16 protein-coding genes are annotated in these 19,958 nt (G+C 40.9%); 15 read left to right on the top strand and 1 reads right to left on the bottom strand.

The genetic code is table 11. The features are described from left to right. Positions 1-147 precede the first annotated feature (147 nt). The 6 genes from ftsH (OW157_RS07525) (at position 148) to OW157_RS07500 (ending at position 8,016) form a co-directional block, all read left to right on the top strand. On the top strand, positions 148-1,992 hold the full coding sequence (ftsH, locus tag OW157_RS07525; RefSeq protein WP_268752647.1) for an ATP-dependent zinc metalloprotease FtsH: 1,845 nt from the start codon (positions 148-150) through the stop codon (positions 1,990-1,992). 277 nt (positions 1,993-2,269) lie between these two features. Next, a complete protein-coding gene (locus OW157_RS07520) occupies positions 2,270-3,148 on the top strand; it encodes a metallophosphoesterase (protein ID WP_268752648.1) in 879 nt (292 codons plus the stop codon). A 66-nt stretch (positions 3,149-3,214) separates the two neighbouring features. Next, a complete protein-coding gene (locus tag OW157_RS07515) occupies positions 3,215-4,471 on the top strand; it encodes a DEAD/DEAH box helicase (protein WP_268752649.1) in 1,257 nt (418 codons plus the stop codon). 73 nt (positions 4,472-4,544) lie between these two features. Beyond that, entirely contained in the window at positions 4,545-5,921 is a 1,377-nt protein-coding gene (gene glmU, locus OW157_RS07510) for a bifunctional UDP-N-acetylglucosamine diphosphorylase/glucosamine-1-phosphate N-acetyltransferase GlmU (protein ID WP_268752650.1), read from the top strand. Between the two features lie 71 nt (positions 5,922-5,992). Next, the gene (locus OW157_RS07505) at positions 5,993-6,997 is read left to right on the top strand and encodes a ribose-phosphate diphosphokinase (RefSeq protein ID WP_268752744.1); all 1,005 of its coding nucleotides are present in this window, start codon (positions 5,993-5,995) and stop codon (positions 6,995-6,997) included. Positions 6,998-7,077: 80 nt separating this feature from the next. Further along, on the top strand, positions 7,078-8,016 hold the full coding sequence (locus tag OW157_RS07500; RefSeq protein WP_268752651.1) for an AEC family transporter: 939 nt from the start codon (positions 7,078-7,080) through the stop codon (positions 8,014-8,016). 157 nt (positions 8,017-8,173) lie between these two features. On the opposite strand, the gene OW157_RS07495 is transcribed toward OW157_RS07500, so the two are convergent. Continuing rightward, complete coding sequence (locus OW157_RS07495) at positions 8,174-9,124, bottom strand: L-lactate dehydrogenase (RefSeq protein WP_268752652.1); 951 nt, start codon at positions 9,122-9,124, stop codon at positions 8,174-8,176. A gap of 136 nt (positions 9,125-9,260) precedes the next feature. Between OW157_RS07495 and OW157_RS07490 the strand changes: the two genes are divergently transcribed. The 9 genes from OW157_RS07490 (at position 9,261) to ftsH (OW157_RS07450) (ending at position 19,911) form a co-directional block, all read left to right on the top strand. Next, positions 9,261-9,992, top strand: a complete 732-nt coding sequence (locus tag OW157_RS07490) for an NAD-dependent protein deacylase (protein ID WP_268752653.1) — start codon at positions 9,261-9,263, stop codon at positions 9,990-9,992. Between the two features lie 124 nt (positions 9,993-10,116). Continuing rightward, positions 10,117-10,677, top strand: coding sequence for an aminoacyl-tRNA hydrolase (gene pth, locus OW157_RS07485; protein ID WP_268752654.1), 561 nt, complete (start codon positions 10,117-10,119; stop codon positions 10,675-10,677). Positions 10,678-10,694: 17 nt separating this feature from the next. Next, the gene (gene mfd, locus OW157_RS07480; protein WP_268752655.1) at positions 10,695-14,243 is read left to right on the top strand and encodes a transcription-repair coupling factor; all 3,549 of its coding nucleotides are present in this window, start codon (positions 10,695-10,697) and stop codon (positions 14,241-14,243) included. A gap of 2 nt (positions 14,244-14,245) precedes the next feature. After that, entirely contained in the window at positions 14,246-14,503 is a 258-nt protein-coding gene (locus OW157_RS07475) for an RNA-binding S4 domain-containing protein (protein WP_268752656.1), read from the top strand. 118 nt (positions 14,504-14,621) lie between these two features. After that, positions 14,622-15,071, top strand: coding sequence for an FtsB family cell division protein (locus tag OW157_RS07470; protein WP_268752657.1), 450 nt, complete (start codon positions 14,622-14,624; stop codon positions 15,069-15,071). A gap of 9 nt (positions 15,072-15,080) precedes the next feature. Further along, on the top strand, positions 15,081-15,527 hold the full coding sequence (locus OW157_RS07465) for a S1 domain-containing RNA-binding protein (protein WP_268752658.1): 447 nt from the start codon (positions 15,081-15,083) through the stop codon (positions 15,525-15,527). Between the two features lie 99 nt (positions 15,528-15,626). Further along, positions 15,627-17,042: a tRNA lysidine(34) synthetase TilS gene (gene tilS, locus OW157_RS07460; RefSeq protein WP_268752659.1), complete on the top strand. Its 1,416-nt coding sequence runs from the start codon at positions 15,627-15,629 to the stop codon at positions 17,040-17,042. A gap of 120 nt (positions 17,043-17,162) precedes the next feature. Further along, on the top strand, positions 17,163-17,711 hold the full coding sequence (hpt, locus tag OW157_RS07455; RefSeq protein WP_268752660.1) for a hypoxanthine phosphoribosyltransferase: 549 nt from the start codon (positions 17,163-17,165) through the stop codon (positions 17,709-17,711). 25 nt (positions 17,712-17,736) lie between these two features. Further along, positions 17,737-19,911 carry an ATP-dependent zinc metalloprotease FtsH gene (gene ftsH / locus OW157_RS07450; protein ID WP_268752661.1) on the top strand — a complete coding sequence of 725 codons (2,175 nt, stop codon included), beginning with the start codon at positions 17,737-17,739 and terminating at the stop codon, positions 19,909-19,911. Positions 19,912-19,958 lie beyond the last annotated feature (47 nt).

The following is a 19,958-nucleotide window of genomic DNA, read 5'->3' as shown; positions in this document are numbered from 1 at the left end:
CACGCTTTGGGCAAATATGTTAAAAAGCCGAACTGGCACGCTTGGATGTGAATTTTTTGTGAACTTTAAAATAAAAATCAATAAAGGTCAGACTTTCTACTTGAAGATAAGGTATAATGAAACACAGTATAATTGGAGGGTTGAATTATGTCTGGACAAAATAAAGACGATAATAATTGGTGGAAACCACCGAAAAATGTCACTAAATTTTATTTGATAATTATTGCAATCGTTTTGGCAATCAATATCTTCGTAGTTCCTGTTGTTCAGGAATATCAGGTACAAGAGCTGCCTTATTCCACCTTTATTGAACAAGTGGAATCTGACCAAGTCAGTGAAGTCGAAATCAATCAGTATGACTTAAGCTGGCGCTTGGATGATGACAAGCAGGTCTATCAAACAGGGCGGATTGACGATCCGAATTTAGTACAACGTCTTAGCGATAAAAATATTACCTTTAAGGCAGATATTTATGAACCACGGTCGCCCTTGGTTTCCTTTCTGTTGACCTTTGTTTTACCGATTCTTTTCTTCTCTTGGTTGAGTCGTCGGATGATGAAACGTATGATGGGGGGCGATAAGTCGGGATTTCCTGGTGGCTCTGGTGGCATAATGAACTTTGGAAAATCAAATGCTAAGAAATATGTTAAATCGGATAATTCCAAAACTTTTACAGATGTCGCTGGTCAAGAAGAGGCCAAGGATTCTTTGGTGGAAGTTGTTGATTTCTTGAAACGACCTGCTAAATATCAAAAAATTGGAGCCAAGGCACCTAAGGGTATTCTTCTAGTGGGTCCTCCTGGGACAGGAAAAACCTTATTGGCTCAAGCAGTGGCTGGCGAAGCAGATGTTCCCTTTTTCTCTATAGCTGGATCGGAGTTTGTAGAAATGTTTGTTGGTCGAGGCGCTGCCAAGGTACGAGACCTCTTTAAACAGGCTAATGATCAAGCGCCATGTATCGTCTTCATCGATGAAATTGATACTATCGGGAAGAAACGGGATGGCAATATGTCAGGCAATGATGAACGTGAACAGACCTTAAATCAGTTACTTACTGAAATGGATGGATTTGAGGGCAATGAAGGGGTGATTTTACTCGCCGCTACCAACCGTCCAGAATCATTAGACAAGGCTTTGTTGCGGCCAGGACGTTTTGATCGCCAAGTTCGAGTAGAGTTACCTGATTTAAAAGGACGGATTGCTATTCTCAAGGTACACGCCAAAAATTACCAAGTGGACCATACTATTGACTATGCCTACATTGCTCGTGCTACTGCTGGGGCTTCTGGAGCGGATTTAGCTAATATTGTAAATGAAGGGGCTTTGCGAGCTGTACGGATGGGACGCGATAAAGTGTCTCAAACTGACCTTGAAGAAGCTGTGGAAGTTGTTATCGCTGGCGAACAGCGGAAAAATGAGATTCTTAGCCCCCAAGAAAAACGTGTGGTGGCCTACCATGAGATTGGCCATGCCTTAGTGGCTGCCAAACAAAGTCAGTCAGCACCCGTTGAAAAAATTACTATTATACCAAGAACCTCAGGGGCTTTGGGTTATACAATGCAAGTAGAAAGTGACCAAAAATCACTCTATAGTAAGCAAGAACTCTATAATAAGATTGTAACCTTAGCTGGTGGTCGTGCTGCCGAGGAGATTGTTTTTAATGAAATTACGACTGGAGCAAGTAATGATATTGAGAAAATGACCAAGATGGCGCGGTCTTTGGTGACCCAATATGGAATGACCTCTGAATTTGATATGATGCAGATTGAATCTAATGTTAATCCATACCTGTCAGAGGATACTCAGAGTCAAGTTTCAGGTGGTATGGCCCATGATGTGGATAAAAAGGTCCTCGCTATTATTAAGCAAGCTCACAATGAAGCTGGAGAGATTTTGCTGGCAAACCGTGAAAAATTAAATGTGCTTTCTGAATATTTATTGAAGGAAGAAACGATTACTGGTCAAGAATTCATGAAATTACTCAACCAGTAAAAAGGTGCGACAAAAGTTGTTAAGAACAGAAGCCTTGGACTAAAAGGTGAAAGATAGCGTGTAGCCGTCAGAGAGTTTTGGGAACCTGACTAAGAGATAAATAGTCGTATATTATAATGAGAGGTTGGGATTTTTGCCCAGCCTCTTTATAGTTTACTTGTCTAAGACAGATTAGCTTTAGACTAGCCCTAACCAAGTTCTAATAAATAGTAAAGACATGTCAATGGGCTCAGGCTTATGCTAAAATAAGGCTAAGATAAACGAGGAGGTTATTTTTATGGGGCAGAAGAGACATATTAAACAATTGGTGACTTATGGGGCCATGGCTGCTGGCTTGGCTACTTATTTGTATTGGCAAAATTATCGGATTAAAACGAGTCGTTATTACGTGACTAGTCCAGTCTATGCAAATGGTCTTGAAGGAGTGACAATTGCTCAAATTTCCGACCTACATTATCCAAATCAGCGAGTTGACTTGGATGATTTGGTTAATCAAGTAGCAGCAATTCAACCAGATATTATTGTATTCACTGGCGATAATATCGCCAAGCAAGCGCAAGATTTTGACCAAGACTTATTTTTTGCTTTTGCTAGCGCTTTGCGGACTATTGCACCTGTTTATGCTGTTTCTGGTGAGAATGACTTGGCAAGTCCTTTGTCACGACAAGCAGAACGTTTATTGCTGCAGGCAGGGGTCGTTTTTCTAAACGATCAAGCAGTGACTGTAAATATTGCCGACCAGGAAATCTGTTTAATTGGCTTGGCCGAAAAACTTTCACGTCGCTTCTTGCTTGGAGATGCTCTTCGTTATATTCATTTGACCAAGGACCAAGAAAAGCAGGTTAAAGTATTGCTTGCCCATCATCCTGAAGCCTTCCTACGTTACCATGAAAATATTCAAAAATCACCAGACCTGGTCTTGACTGGCCACGCCCATGGTGGTGAAGTACGCATTCCCGGTATTGGTGGAATTAAGGCGAAAAATCAAGGCTTTCTGCCTAAGTATACAGAAGGTGTCTTCCATATTCCTGGCAATCCAGACAAGAAAATGGTTGTGTCGCGGGGAATCGGCCAAGGAGACTGGCCATTGCGACTTAATAACCAAGCTGAATTAGTCGCTATTACCTTGACCTCAGCAATTGATGAGGAAGTTTAATTACTGACTAAGAATCTTTATTAGACTTAAGCTACTACTATACTATTAGAAATGAGTCGATAATTAATGAAACAAGCACTCGCGGACTTATTGGAAAAAGAGGGGCTAGATCAAGCCACACCAATTCAAAGCTTAGCCTATCCGGTGTTAAGTGCTGGCCATGATGCGGTACTTAAGGCGCCCACTGGGTCAGGAAAAACCTTGGCATTTCTCTTACCTAGCTTAGAAACAATTGAAAAAAGCCAAGGCACTCAGTTACTACTAGTGGCACCATCGCAGGAATTAGCTAGCCAATTAGGGGACCAAGCCAAGCTCTGGGGACGCGCCCTCGGGTTGACCAGTCAAAAACTCATTGGAGGTGCCAATGTCAAACGGCAGATTGAAGGACTCAAGAAGGGCCCGGAAATTGTTGTAGGAACGCCGGGACGAATCAATGATTTGGTTCAAGAAAAAAAATTAAAGCTGCATCGGATTAAAACCTTTATTATTGACGAGGCAGATTTATCCTTGGATGAGGAACACCGGCCAGCTATTCTAACCTTAGCCAAAGCCTTGCCTAGAGAGCGACAAACGATTTTAGCCTCTGCAACCATGAATTCTGAAGAAATAGCCCACTTGCAAGATCTAACCAAAGAGCCGAAATGGGTAGAAGATGACCAAGAATTAGCGGCTGGAATCACCTATAGCTACATTAAGACGCCCGTCCGTAAGCGTACTGAAGTTTTACGACAATTGGCGCAGGTTGAAGGTTTTCAGGCCTTAGTTTTTGTTCGCACAGTGGCTGATATTGAAAAAATTTATCAAGTCTTAGATTATCAAGGCATTAAGGTAGGCTACTTGCACCGGAATGCTTCCGGACAAAATCGTAGCCAACAATTGGCTGCTTTTCGCGCTGGGAAATTAACTTATTTACTAACAACTGATGTTGCTGCGCGAGGTATGGATATTGCAGGACTAGATTATGTGGTGGAATACGATCTTGCTACTAGCTCACGTCAATATATCCACCGGTCTGGACGTACCGGTCGGATGGGACGTCCAGGGCAAATTATCACTTTATTAAATGAGCGGTCGCTGAGAGAACTCAAGTCCCTTGCGCCTGCTCCGCTGCAAGAACAATTGGTAAGTCACCAACAATTACTAAGTCCAGAAGATTATGAGCAACTAGCAAAAGCAAACGGAAACGCTGAAACGAGTAAGAAAAAGAAAAAAGCAAAAACCAAAGCTCAGCAAATAAAACAAGGACAAGGCAGTCAAAAGGTCGTAAAAAAGAAAAAGAACCGCAAACGGAAACAAAAAAACAAAGGGGTTCATTGGAAATAAGGACAAGTACCTAGTCTTAAATCCATTTTTTAGCTACAATGGTTAAGGACAAGTAAAAAAGGAGTGTTAATGAATGAGTAATCGCAATGCTATTATTTTAGCAGCAGGTAAAGGCACACGCATGAAGTCAAAATTATATAAGGTACTCCACCAAGTTGCTGGTAAGGCTATGGTGGATCATGTATTGACGACAATTAGTCAAGCAGGTTTTGATAATGTCATCTCTATTGTAGGCTATGGAGCGGAAGAGGTAAAATCTGTCTTAGGAGAACGGTCAGACTATTGTTTGCAAGCAGAGCAATTAGGAACCGGTCATGCGGTGTTACAAGCAGAAGATAAGCTCAAAGATAAGGATGGGGTTACCCTAGTTATTTGTGGAGACACCCCTTTGCTGACAGCTGAAACGATCAAAGAATTAGTGGCTCGTCATGAAGAGGAAGAAGCCAAGGCGACAGTTCTGACCGCTTTTGCCCAAGACCCAACTGCTTACGGACGGGTATTACGCGATGAACAAGGCTTCGTCCAAAAAATTGTTGAAGAAAAAGATGCTAATGAAGCGGAAAAGGCAGTTCAAGAAATTAATACGGGAACTTATGTTTTTGATAACAAGGCGCTCTTTGACGCCTTGCATCAAGTAGGCAATGATAATGCTCAAGGAGAATATTACCTACCTGACGTGATTTCTATCTTACAAAATCAAGGGCAACGCATTTCTGCCTATCAAATGGCGGATCTCGATGAGTCCTTGGGTGTCAACGACCGTGTGGCTCTTGCTAAGGCTAGTCAACTTTTCTTCCGACGCAACAATATTAAACATATGCGCAATGGGGTCACTATTGTGGACCCTGATAATACTTACATTGAAGCTGATGTTGAAATCGGACCAGATACAATTATCGAGCCTAATGTCCACTTAAAGGGACAGACGGTTTTGGGTTCTAATGTTTATATCGCTTCTGGTTCAGTAATTATTGACTCGCAAATTGGAGACGGCGTCAAAGTGCGCTCCTCTGAAATTGAAGCGAGTAAAATTGCTGAAGGTGCTGATGTCGGTCCTAATGCCCATTTACGTCCTAAGTCAGAAATTGGTCCTCATGCTCATATTGGTAATTTCGTTGAAACCAAGAATGCACGAATTGGCCAAGGCACTAAAGTTGGTCACCTCACTTATATCGGTGATGCCGAATTAGGGAAAAACATTAATGTGTCTTGTGGAGTGATTTTTGCTAATTATGATGGCGCGAATAAAGCCAAGACAGTAGTTGGTGATAACAGTTTCATCGGATCTAATGTCAATCTTGTTGCGCCAGTTTCAGTGGCTGATAATGCCTTCATAGCAGCGGGTTCCACCATTAATAAAGATGTACCAAGCCAAGCCATGGCGATTGCCCGCGCCCGTCAAGAAAACAAAGAAAATTATTGGGAAAAACTAGCAATTTCTAAAAAATAACTTATTTATGCGCAAAATTATGGTAAGATTTAACTGAAATAAAAATAAATATTAAGTGGGGGTTAATAATGATGCAAGACTCAGCAACAGAACACAAGCTAAAAATTTTCTCGCTGAATTCTAATAATGATTTAGCAGAAAAAGTTGCCCAGTCAGTTGGTGTCGAGTTAGGCAAAGTTTCAGTGACACAATTTAGTGATGGAGAAATCAAGATTAATATTGAAGAGTCCATCCGGGGATGCAATGTGTATATTATTCAATCAACATCTTATCCCGTGAATGATCATTTGATGGAATTAATGATTATGATTGATGCTTGTCGGCGGGCCAGTGCCACCACCATCAATGTGGTATTACCTTATTTTGGTTACGCTCGTCAAGACCGTAAAGCAAAACCACGGGAACCAATTACATCCAAATTAGTGGCTAACATGATTGAAGGCGCAGGAGCTACTCGCATTCTTGCCCTTGACCTCCATGCAGCCCAAATCCAAGGTTTCTTCGATGTACCAGTAGATCATTTATTGGGAGCGCCATTATTGGCGAATTACTTCTTGTCTGATGACAGCTTAGCCAAGGAAGACATGGTAGTGGTATCACCTGACCATGGTGGGGTAACCCGTGCGCGTAAATTAGCTGAATTCTTGAAGGCACCAATTGCTATTATTGACAAACGGCGACCAAAAGCGAATGTTGCAGAAGTGATGAACATTGTTGGGGAAGTGAAGGGTCGCCACGCCATTATTATCGATGACATGATTGATACAGCTGGTACCATTACTTTAGCGGCTAAAGCCTTGCAAGAAGCAGGTGCCTTATCGGTTGTCGCTTGCTGTACTCATCCTGTTTTATCTGGGCCAGCTATTCAACGCTTAGAAGACTCTGTGCTGAAAGAAGTAATCGTAACAGATTCTATCTATTTACCAGAAGAAAAACGCATCGATAAAATTAAACAAGTTACTGTGTCTGAGTTAATTGCCGAAGCGATTATTCGTATTCATGAAAATCGTTCAGTGAGCCCACTTTTTAATGAGAAGTTTAAAGGCTTAGAACACGCAATTATGGACGAACAATAAGTGTTTGTTAAGGCATTTAAGACGGCGGGGTCAAGTTCCCAGCCGTTTTTTTTAATGTTGTACTTTGAAAGGAGCTCTATATGGAAAACTTTATGATCGGTTTTAATGCCGTTATGCCCCTTATTATGTATTTGTTGATTGGTTATGCGTTTAATCGCTTAGGAATGATTTCACAATCTGCTTTTGAAGATTTTAATCGTGCGTTATTTGCTATACTTTTACCAATCAATTTATTTATAAATATTTACCAATCGGACTTTTCTTCCGCCTTTTCTCCTGAAGTATTGACCTACATATTATTATTTGCCTTATTAGGTTTTATCACTTTGGCTGTGATTATCCCCGTATTTATCAAGGATAACCGCAAAAGAGGGGTAATGTTGCAGGGAGCCATCCGTTCAAATGCAATTTTATTTGGACTACCTTTAGGCACAGCCCTATTAGGGGAACATCGAATGGGAATGGTTTCTATTGTGATTGCAACGATTGTTCCTTTATGGAATATTTTGTCGGTAGTGGCTTTATCTATTTATACTGATGAAAAAATATCGATTAAAAAATTATTGCAAAAAATAGTCACAAATCCCATGGTGATAGCGACGCTATTAGGTATTTTCTCGCTATTGATTGGCTTAGTCTTGCCAACATTTATCGAGGCCACCATGACTAATATTAATCGCATGGTATCGCCGTTAGCTTTAATGGTAATGGGGGGGACATTCCAAGTGAGATCAGTGCGCTTCCGAGATATTCCATTAGTGTTTACAGTCGTCAGCAAATTAATGTTGGTACCCGCATTTGCTTTGTTGGGAGGCGTATTATTAGGTTTCCGAGGAGAAGCTATTATTGCTGTCCTAATTGCTATGGCAGGACCGACTGCAGTCTCTTCTTATCCTCAAGCGGTAGCCGCAGGGGGCGATGGAAATTTAGCCAATCAAATTGTTGTTTTCACTACGATTCTCTCCATGTTTAGTTTGGTGTTCTGGATAGCGCTCGCTAAGTCACTGGCTTTATTCTAAGTTGAGTGCTTATATCAACAATATAGGAGTAGTTATATTGAATTGATAGGATAGCTCAATAGAAAAATGATTATTTACGAAATTAAAAAGGTGTCACAGTAATTTTCCTAAGAAAATTACTGTGACACCTTTTGTTAATGTAATAAAATGATTTGGATTAGTCTAATTCGTCCATTGCTTTGTGTAGAATTGCTTTGACTTGGTCAGCAGAGTTACGGAATTGTTCTAATTCATGATCGCTAAGTTCTAATTCCAAGGTTGTACGCACACCACGGTTGTTAATAACTGATGGGGTGCCAAGATAAACATCTTCAATACCATATTCGCCATCTAAATAGCTAGATACTGGTAAAATGGCATTTTCATTATGGAAAATTGCTTTTAAAATTCGGTTTAACGCAACAGCAACTCCATAGTGAGTGGCGCCTTTTAATTTAATGATTTCATAGGCTTTGTCACGAACTTTATAGAAACGTTGAAGAAGTTCTTCTTCATCAATGTTTTCGTGTTCTTGTACCCAGTCATAAATTTGTAGGCCACCAACATTGGCACGAGACCATGCAGCAAACTCAGAGTCACCATGTTCACCCATGATATAAGCGTGGACGTTACGGGTATCTACATTGATGATTTCAGCAATTTCTTGACGGAAACGTGCAGAGTCTAAAGTTGTTCCTGAACCAATAACACGGTTAGATGGGAAACCAGAAAATACCTTGGTGGCATAAGTTAAAATATCAACTGGGTTAGTTGCTACCAAGAAAATGCCATCGAAACCAGAATCAACTACATCTTTTATCATAGCTTTAAAGATGCGTAAATTTTTATTTACTAGGTCTAGGCGAGTTTCACCAGGTTTTTGCGCAGCACCAGCAGTAATAACAACCACATCTGCATCTCGGCAGTCAGCATATTCTGCTTTGTAAATGTGTTTAGGGCTAGTGTAGGCTAGGGCGTCGATCAAGTCTAAAACATCACCTTGGACACGGTCTTCAGCTAGGTCGATAATCCCTAATTCTTGACCAACTCCTGATAAGACGTTAGCATAGGCGAAACTAGAACCTACTGCACCATCACCAATTAAAATTACTTTTTGTGTCTCTGCCATATAGCATCCTCCACTTCGTATTTGTTTGTGAATTATTTTACATATAAAGTTTATCACGAAAGGAGGGAAATGGAAATACTTTGAAAACGTGTTCATTAATTTTTTTTAGTATAATTAATCTGAGGGGGAAATTAAGATGACTAAAATTCAAGAACTAAAAGACCTATTGCAAGAGAGTACTCACCTGGCTTTCTTTGGTGGGGCAGGAGTGTCAACCGAGAGTGGTATTCCAGATTTCCGGTCTGCAAATGGAATTTTTCAACAAGCGACCAATCGTCTAGTCGCTCCGGAAGAAGTGCTGTCCAAGCCTTTCTTTGCGACTTATCCTAGTGAATTTTTTGATTTTTATTTTAAATACTTGGTTTATGAAGAAGCTCAGCCTAATACATGTCATCATTTTTTAGCTAGTTTGGAGAACAAGGGTCAAAGGGTTTCAGTAATCACCCAAAATGTTGATAATCTGCACGAACAAGCGGGGAGTCAAGAAGTTTATCATCTCCATGGTAAGAGCGCAGACAACTATTGCCTACAATGTGGTCGTCATTATGACTTGGCCGACCTGCATGCTGATGATCAAGGGATTCCACGTTGCCCGGAAGATAATGGCATCGTTCGACCTAATATTGTTTTATATGGAGAGACTTTACCAGAATCGGATGTAACAGGAGCTATCCAAGCCTTGCAAGAGGCTGATCTCTTAATTGTGGCAGGAACATCATTAATGGTTTACCCAGCAGCCTCATTTTTGGGTTATTATCAGGGCAAGCAAATGGTGGTTATTAATAAAAGCCCAATTACTGTTCCTTATTCGAATGCCTTAGTTTTTCAAACAAGTCTAGGAGAAGTTATCCAAGCTCTAGAAGACTAGCAGCTTGTGACTTGAGAGGACTTTGGTTATAATGGTAAGGCATCTAAGCTGGCTAAATTTGCTGAGCTTATTGAAAGTCTTGTAATTATATGAATAAAAATTTACCAAAAGGAGTCGTCCTGATATGAAATTAGTTGTTGGTTTAGGAAATCCTGGCCCTAAGTACGCGAAAACGCGTCACAATATTGGGTTTATTACTCTAGATGAGTGGGCTTACCAACATGACCAAGCCTTTGATAAGAATCAATTTAAAGGCGATTATTTTGATTACTTTATTAATGGAGAGAAGGTTATTTTTCTTAAACCACAAACCTTTATGAATTTATCAGGCGAAGCAGTGATAGGCTTTGTTAACTATTATCAATTGGCTGATGAAGATGTTTTGGTTGTCTATGATGATATGGATATGGATCCTGGACGTATTCGTTTACGTGCTAAGGGATCAGCGGGCGGCCATAATGGGATGAAAAATATTATTAACCATATGGGGACTCAGGAAATTCAACGACTTAAAATTGGTGTTGGACGTCCAGCGCCTAAGCGAACCGTGGTAGACCATGTCTTGTCTTCATTTCCTGAGAGTGACCATCCAGCCATGTTAGAAAGTATAAAGACAGCTGCTGAGGCCATTACTTATTGGTTGGAAGGCAACTCTTTTACTAACACCATGAATCGTTTTAATTAATAGAAGGAGTTGTTTGTTTGGATTTACAGTCTTTCTTTATTGATCATAGTCCCAATAAAGAGTTCAATAAGCAATTATCCGATGGCCAATCGGTACTCTATCTAGGCTTACAAGGAACAGGTAAGTCTTTTTTAGCTGCTAATCTTTATGACCAAGCAGCCAAGGATAAGCTAGTGATTGTGGTAAATGATCTTCTCCAAGCAGAACGTTACCAGGATGATTTGGCGACCTTGTTACCGGATATTCCTGTATATCTCTATAATCTCTCTGACTCAGTAGCAGTGGACTGGGCTGTGGCTTCACCTGAAGCTTTGGCAGATCGCTTGCAAACTTTGGATTGGCTGTTAGATGATCAGGCTCATGGAATTGCCATCCTGCCTTGGTTAGCTTTCAAGAAATACTTGACCCCCTTAGATCAATGGCAAGAAAATTGTTTAGAAATTAAACTGGGGGATGAATGTGTGGCTAGAGAGTTGTTGGCACAACTCTTAGTAATGGGGTACCAACGCGTTGACATGACCATGAAACCAGGAGAAGTTAGCATGCGAGGGGATATTATTGATGTTTATCCCTTAAATGAAGCAAATCCTGTGCGTTTGAGTTTGGCTTTTGATGAAGTGGAACGGATGACAAGTATTGATCCTGATAGTCAGAAGTCCGTCAATGACCGGGATCACTTACGTTTGTTGCCGGCCCAAACTTTAATTTATGCTCCCGACCAGTTAAAAAAACAAGCTCGATACTTAGCTGACCAGTTACAGCCTAGCATTGACAAAATCAATGATGAGACCATTAGCCAACAACTTTCTGCGCTTCTAGCTGATGAAGTCTATGCCTGGGAACAGGGACAAAGTACAGCAAATACTCCTTATTTCTCAGCTTATGCTTATCCAGAACCAGCAGGAATTTGTCAGTACTTAGCTGATAATGCCCTTTTGGTGGTAGATGACTATGCCCGTTTGGTAGAAAATGACCATAAAATTAACCAAGATGCCCAAGTTTACCTGCAATCGATGGTGGATTTAGGTCACTTACCACCACAAATAGATCTTTATCGACAAGGGCTTGACGACTTGAAAGCAACTAAACAAAGGAAGTTTTATTTTGCTTCTTTGCAAAAGGGCTTGGGTCATTTAAACTTTGATTATCTTTATCAGTTCCAGAGTCGACCTGTGACGCAATTTTTTGACCAAAGAGAGTTAATTAAAGTAGAATTTTCGGCCTGGCTACGGACAGGGCGGACAGTTCTAGTCTGGCTAAAAGACCAGGGTCAAGTGCGTCATTTTCAAAATCTATTAGAGGATTTGGATATTAGTAGCCAAGCCACCGATTTACACCATATTTTTCCGGGCGCCATTAACTTACTAGTGGGACAAATTACAACTAGTATCGAATTTGTTAAGGAAAAATTAGTCTTTTTGGCTGGCCATGATATTTACCAAGAAAAGAAAAAAAGACGGCGTCGGTCAGTGAAACTCTCTAATGCAGAACGCCTCAAAAATTACCAGCAATTAGAGCCAGGTGACTATGTGGTCCATGTTAACCATGGGATTGGTCGTTTTATGGGCATTGAAACCATAGAAATCAATGGCCTTCATAATGATTATCTGTCCATTGTCTTTGCTGATAATGCCTCTGTGCATGTGCCAATCGATCAGTTGCATCTAGTACAGAAATATGTTTCTAGTGAAGGAAAGACACCTAAGCTCAATAAAATGGGTGGGACCGAGTGGGCTCGCACCAAACAAAAGGTATCCTCTAAGGTTGAGGATATCGCTGATGACTTGATTGACCTTTATGCGAGTCGGCAAGCTCAAAAAGGTTATGCCTTTAATCCTGATACTCCTGAACAAGCAGAGTTTGAAGCGGCCTTCCCTTATGTAGAAACTGATGACCAATTACGATCAACAGAAGAAATTAAAGCAGATATGGAAAAAGAACAACCCATGGATCGGCTCTTAGTAGGAGACGTTGGCTTTGGTAAAACTGAGGTTGCCATGCGAGCAGTCTTTAAGGCGATAATGGATGGCAAACAGGCGGCTTTTTTAGTGCCAACCACGGTTCTTGCCCAACAGCACTATGAAACGCTAATTGAGCGTTTTGCTGACTATCCCTTTGCGATTGAATTGCTGAGTCGTTTTAGAACTAAGGCCCAGCAAAAAACAGCCATTGAAGGCTTAGCCACAGGAGCAGTGGATATCATTGTCGGCACCCATCGCCTCTTATCTAAGGACGTCAAATTTCTAGATTTAGGTTTGCTGATTGTGGATGAAGAGCAGCGTTTTGGTGTCAAGGATAAGGAACGCTTGAAACGATTGAAGGCCAATGTTGATGTCCTAACCCTAACTGCGACACCAATTCCTCGGACTCTAAATATGTCTATGTTAGGAGTAAGGGACCTATCTGTCATTGAAACGCCACCAGCTAATCGTTTTCCAGTACAAACCTTTGTTTTAGAACGTAATTATGCAGCAATACGTGATGCCATTGAACGAGAATTGAGTCGGCATGGTCAAGTTTTCTATCTCTATAACAATGTAAAAAACATTGACCGCAAGGCAGCTGAGCTTCAAGAACTGGTTCCGGATGCTAGGATTGGCGTAGCCCATGGTCAAATGACTGTTATTCAGCTAGAGAATATCATGATGGCCTTTGTTGAAGGCGATTATGATGTCTTAGTAACAACGACTATTATCGAAACTGGGGTTGATATCCCTAATGCTAATACCCTGATTGTTGAGAATGCTGAGCGCATGGGCTTGTCCACCCTCTACCAATTACGGGGACGAGTGGGCCGTTCTTCACGGGTGGCTTATGCTTACTTTATGTATCAACCTGATCGGATTCTCAGCGAAGTCGGGGAAAAACGGTTGTCAGCGCTCCGTGATTTCACTGAGCTCGGTTCCGGATTTAAGATTGCCATGCGTGACCTTTCTATTCGAGGTGCAGGTAATCTCTTAGGAAAACAGCAACATGGTTTTGTAAATTCAGTTGGTTTTGACCTCTATTCACAAATGCTCAAGGAAGCAGTGATGCGTAAGCAAGGCAAGCCAATCAAAAAGGTCAATACTGAAGTTGAAATTGATCTGGGTCTGGATGCCTATATTCCTGATTACTATATTTCAGATCCTAAACAAAAAGTAGAATTTTACAAGCGTATAAATGCCTTAAGCGATGATGACGCCATGTGGGATTTGGATGATGAACTATTGGATCGCTTTGGTGAGCCCCCAGTGGAAACCCAATGGCTCTTGCAAATTGGTGCCATAAAAGCCTATTGCCAAAGGGCCCAAGTTGAAAAAGTGAAACGTGTACGTCAGCAAATTGCCTTACATTTTTCTAGTCAGATTGAACAAGCAAAATGGACCCCGGCAATTTTTGAAGCTTTAGAAGATATTCCTTTTAGATTACAAATTAAGGAAGTTCAAGGCCACATTCAAATGGAATTAGGCCTAGGCAAGTTACAAACAGAAGAATGGCTAGACTATTTCTTACAATTTATTAAGAAGTTAGCGAACCTAGTTGTTAATAATGAAGACTTAGATAATGACCTGGAAGGAGAATAAGCATGCGTTTAGATAAATTTTTAAAGGTATCTCGAGTAATCAAACGGCGAAGCGTTGCCAAAGAAGTGGCTGATAAGGGCCGGGTGAGTATTAATGGACGCCCAGCCAAGTCTGGTAGTGATGTGGTAGAAGGGGATGAAATTACCATTGCTTTTGGTAATAAAGACCTAACCATTCGAGTTGATCAAATTATGGACACCACTAAAAAAGATCAGGCCCAAGAAATGTTTACTGTTGTAGATGAAACATTCAAAGACTAAGACAAAATTGCGATTCAGTAAAGATTCATTTTATTTTTGATTGAGGATAGCTAATTAATGTAAATATTGTTATAATCAAATAGACAAGTGACGGATTATTAGTGAGGGGTGTTTGCTGATGAAAAAAACAAATAATGTTGTACCATTAATCAACAAACGCTCTGCCAAGCAAAGCGCAGACAAAAAGGCCAAGAAAAGTCGACGCCAAAAACTACATGATGCAATATTATTTGCTCTTGTGGGTGGCTTGCTACTTGTAGGTTTTGTTTTTGTCGGTCAAGCTTTCTTGGCCCAAAACGAGCAAAAACAAATTGCTGATCGTGTCAATGTAAAGTCAGATGTTTTATCAGGTGAAAAACAAGCCTTGGCTCAGTTAGAAGACCAAGCCTCCTTGCTAAAAGATGAGGACTATGTTGCTAAGTTAGCGCGTAGTCGCTACTATCTTAGTAAAGATGGAGAAATTATTTTCTCATTACCTGAAGACAATGATTCTAAGCAAGCGGAAATTTTAAATGAAGCATTAAAACAAACAGAAAATAAGCAAGATGAGTCATCTCAAGGAGGATAAAAGAAGTAAATGGCAATTGAAGTTGGGAATAAGCTGACAGGAAAAGTGAGTGGAATCACTAAATTTGGGGCTTTTGTTGATTTACCAGACAATAAGAACGGCTTGGTTCATATTTCAGAGGTTTCGGATGCCTATATCAAAGATATCCATGATGTTTTAGAAGTTGGTCAATCAGTGGATGTATTAGTGACTAATATCGCTGATGACGGCAAGATTGCCCTGTCAATTCGACGTTTAGCTGACAATGGTGACTCTAAAAAGGATAAGAAAGTACCTTATAAAGCAGCACACAAGGAGAGAAGTCATAAACCACGGAGTAAAAATTCTAGCAAGCAAGGCACATCTGATTTTGACAGTATGATGAATGCCTTCCTCAAAGATTCAGATGACAGACTTTCTTCGCTTAAACGAAACACAGAAGGGAAACGCGGTGGCCGTGGCGGGCGTCGGAGTTAAGCCTCTATTTGTAAAGAATAATTTATAGTAATTCATAGAAAAGCTGGGACTGATGTCCCAGCTTTCCTTCTGACGGCGATTATTTAGGAGTGTTTGTAAATGACTATTGTTGATTTAGCTGACCACATTAGAGAGCGCATGCTAGTCGAATTGCCTGATTGGCAATCAGCAACGTATTTACTAGCAGTATCAACGGGAGTTGATTCAATGGCCTTGTTGGCGGCCTTTGAATATTTGGCAGACCATGAGGACATTAAATTCCAAGTCGTTCATATTAATCATCGTTTGCGGTCGGCTTCCCAAGCTGAGCAAGATTTTATCGTGGACTATTGTCATTCTCGGCAGATTCCGCTCCATGTCCGTATTTGGCATCATCCCCCTCTAGATAGTCGGGTGGAAGCCTTGGCAAGAGAATTTCGTTATGCTAATTTTAAAGCGATTATGGGTCAGGAAAAGCTCGACTACTTGCTAACAGGTCATCATCTTAATGATCAAGCAGAAACTGTGATGATGCGGCTCATGCAAGGTAAACGGTTGGAAGCTATTGCTGGAATCAAACCTTTGACAAGCTTCCACCACGACCATTCTTATAATCAAATATTTCGGCCTTTGTTAGATATAAGCAAAGATGAACTCTATGCACTCGCCCATAATGAAGGGCTGACTTATTATGAAGATGAAAGTAACCAGAGCACAGACTATTTCCGCAATCGTCTCCGTCATCAAACTTTGCCAGCTTTAGAAGCGGAAGCTCCGCAAATTCAAAGCTATCTTGCCAATTTTGCGGAAGAGATGCAAGCCTTACTTAGTTTACACCATGATTTCTTGGAGCAGTATTTCAGAGAACATGTCACATGGGATGGCTATGCTTATCGTATGGATATATCACTGCTTTTGGCCCGTCCTAGAAGTCAAGCAATCTTGATATTACAGGCTTTTTTTACCTACACCACTATCGAAGCACTGAGAAGTTTTTCCCAAAGTGGTTATCAAGATTTGTTTACCTTTTTGCATCGCTCTAGCCAAGGGGAGTGGACCTTGCCAGGTGACTACCGCTTAGTAAAGAATTATGATTTTATTATACTTTTCCACCGTGATGACCGGGTTCATATCTGGCCACCCAGTCAAAACGTCCAACTGACATTAGGCCAAGAAAAAGCAGTAAATGCTTATCTTTCGCTCGCTTTTCTGTCTGGAGCTAGCGCTTTGGAGATGTCTTCAAACAAGCAAGTTGTTTTTTACTTGGGTCAACCCTCAAATGGTATCTATTTTAGGGCGCGACAAGCGGGCGATTATTTGCGTTTAACGAATGGTCACCATCAAAAATTGCGCCGGTATTTTATCAATAATAAATGGCCCCAAGCCAAGCGTGACCAAGTTCAAGTCTTGGCTGATGATAAAGGCTTGGTTTACGCCTTAATTTGGGAAAATCAGCTGATTTATCAAGCAGAATGGGCCCAAAATGCTAACAATCAACATGCTCTTTATGGAATAATTTTAGTCAATTTTCTATAAATGCTTTCAGATTCAGCAAAAAGTGTTAGAATAAGGCATATGACTTTAAAAAGCGAATAAGTTGGCATAACTATGGCCATTTGCTAGAATATACAATGAATATAAAGGAGGATCCCAGCAATGAATCCGGATATTGAAGAGGTTTTAATTTCTGCTGAGGAAATCGATGCTGCCGTGAAACGTTTAGGTCAAGAATTAACCAAGGATTACCAAGATAAAAATCCAGTGGTGGTTTGTATTTTACGGGGGTCAGTTGTTTTCTTAGCAGATTTAGTTCGTCAAATGCAATGCCCCTTAGAAATTGATTTTATGGATTTGTCTAGTTATGGGGGCGGAATGGAGTCATCAGGTCAGGTGAAAATCTTAAAAGATTTAGACACTGATGTGGCTGGTCGTCATGTGATTATTGTTGAAGATATTGTTGATACGGGCAATACTTTAGCTAAAATTCATGACCTTTTCTTGCATCGTCAAGCAGAATCTGTGAAGGTTGTTTCTTTCTTAAATAAACCAGAGCGACGGACTGCAAACGTGACTGTTGATTATGTCGGCGTTGAAATACCGGATAAATTTGTTGTGGGATACGGTATGGACTTCGACGAACAATATCGGGGACTTCCTTATATTGGGATTTTGAAACCTAATGTTTATGCCCACTTATTTAATTAAAATTGAAATAGAACGGAGAAATTAAATGCAGAGAAAAAGACCAAAACGGCCAAATAACTTCTTTAAAAATGGCTTTCTCTGGGTGCTGGTCTTCCTTGCTTTGATGGGTATTGTGCATGCCCTCACAAATGGTAATGAGACAGCAGGCACCGAGGAACTTAGCCAAAGTGAATTTGTCCAAAAGCTTGAAAATTCAGAGGTAGAGAAATTTACCTTGCAACCTAAGGCAGGAGCTTATGAAATTTCTGGGCAATATCGCCAAGATGAAAAACAAGATTCTGATCAAGAATCTGAGACCGATTCCGGTATTCCTATTTTTAACAATACAGAAAACGAACCTGCTCAACAATTTGTTACAAATATCTTACCTAATGATACCACTTTAGCGACAATTTCTAAGACTGCTCGTGATTCGGATACAGCTATGGAAACCTTAGAAGAAGACCAATCTGGTATGTGGTTGAGTTTGATTTTCTCAGCTATTCCAATTGTCTTCTTCGTTATCATTATTTATATGATGTTTAATCAAAGCCAAGGTGGCGGTCGTAATAACCCTATGTCAATGGGGAAATCTCGTGCGGTTGACCAATCTAAACAAAAAGTCAAAGTACGTTTCTCAGATGTTGCTGGTGCGGATGAGGAAAAACAAGAATTAGTTGAGATTGTGGATTTCTTAAAAGATCCTAGCAAGTACCAAGAACTTGGAGCGCGTATTCCTAAGGGTGTCTTGCTAGAAGGCCCTCCAGGAACAGGTAAAACTTTACTGGCCAAGGCTGTAGCTGGAGAAGCAGGTGTCCCTTTCTATTCAATCTCAGGTTCTGAATTCGTCGAAATGTTTGTTGGTGTTGGTGCTAGTCGTGTCCGTGACCTCTTCGAAAATGCGAAGAAAAATGCGCCTGCCATCGTTTTTATTGACGAGATTGATGCGGTAGGACGTAAACGTGGGCCAGGTACTGGCGGTGGTCATGATGAACGGGAACAAACCTTAAACCAATTGCTAGTAGAAATGGACGGTTTCACTGACAAGGATAATGTTATTGTGATGGCAGCCACCAACCGGTCTGATGTCCTTGATAATGCCTTGCTACGTCCAGGTCGTTTTGACCGCCAAATTCTAGTAGGACGTCCTGATGTTAAAGGTCGCGAAGCTATTCTTAAAGTTCATGCGCGTAATAAACGTCTCGCTGACGATGTAGATTTGAAGATGTTGGCTCAACAAACACCTGGCTTTACTGGTGCCGAATTAGAGAATGTGCTTAACGAAGCAGCCCTAGTTGCGGCTCGTGTGGATAAAAAACAAATTGATATGGTCGATATTGATGAAGCGCAAGACCGTGTTATTGCCGGTCCTGCCAAGAAAGATAAAGTGATTTCTAAAGCTGAACGGCAAATGGTGGCCTTCCATGAAGCGGGTCATACCATCGTTGGTATGGTATTATCTGATGCCCGTGTGGTGCATAAGGTAACTATTGTGCCCCGTGGTAAAGCCGGTGGTTATGCCATTATGCTACCGAAAGAGGACCAATATATTTACACCAAGAAAGACTTGCGTGAACAAGTGGTTGGTCTCTTGGGTGGTCGGGCAGCTGAACAAGTTGTCTTTAGTACCCAAACTTCAGGGGCATCGAATGACTTTGAACAAGCGACAGGTATTGTCCGTTCCATGATTACCGAATACGGTATGAGCGATTTACTCGGTCCCGTAAGTTATGAAGGTAATTATTCGATGCGTGGAGCGTCTTCTCCTTATTCACAAGGTAAGGCATACTCTGACCGCGTGGCTGCCCAAATTGATGAGCAAGTCAGAGACTTTATGGATGATTGTTTGCAAGAAGCCATGGACATCTTGGTTTCACACCGTGATCAATTAAATCTAATCGCTGAAAAATTGCTTGAACTTGAAACTCTCGATGCGAAAACGATTAAATCACTCTTTGAAACGGGACAAATGCCTGATGAAGCTGGTTCTGATCAAGAAGTGGAATCAGATGCTAAGAGCTACGATGAAGTGAAACGTGAAATGCAACGGCAACTTAAAGACCGTCAAGAAACGGAAAAAGAAGCTCGAGTTAATCAAGGAGAGCAAGAGTCTTCAAAAGAGAATGATTCAAATCAATATGAAGACGATGAGTTATCAGAAGACCAAGGTCGCAATGCCTATGTGCAACAAGACCGTGATGATGATAACGAAGAAGAGTAGTTTTAAATTAATCAAAAGTGGCTGGGCTTGTCTCAGTCACTTTGTCT

The organism is Aerococcus kribbianus, assembly GCF_026805545.1.
Lineage (GTDB): Bacteria > Bacillota > Bacilli > Lactobacillales > Aerococcaceae > Aerococcus > Aerococcus kribbianus.
This window is presented reverse-complemented; position numbering and strand designations above follow the sequence as displayed.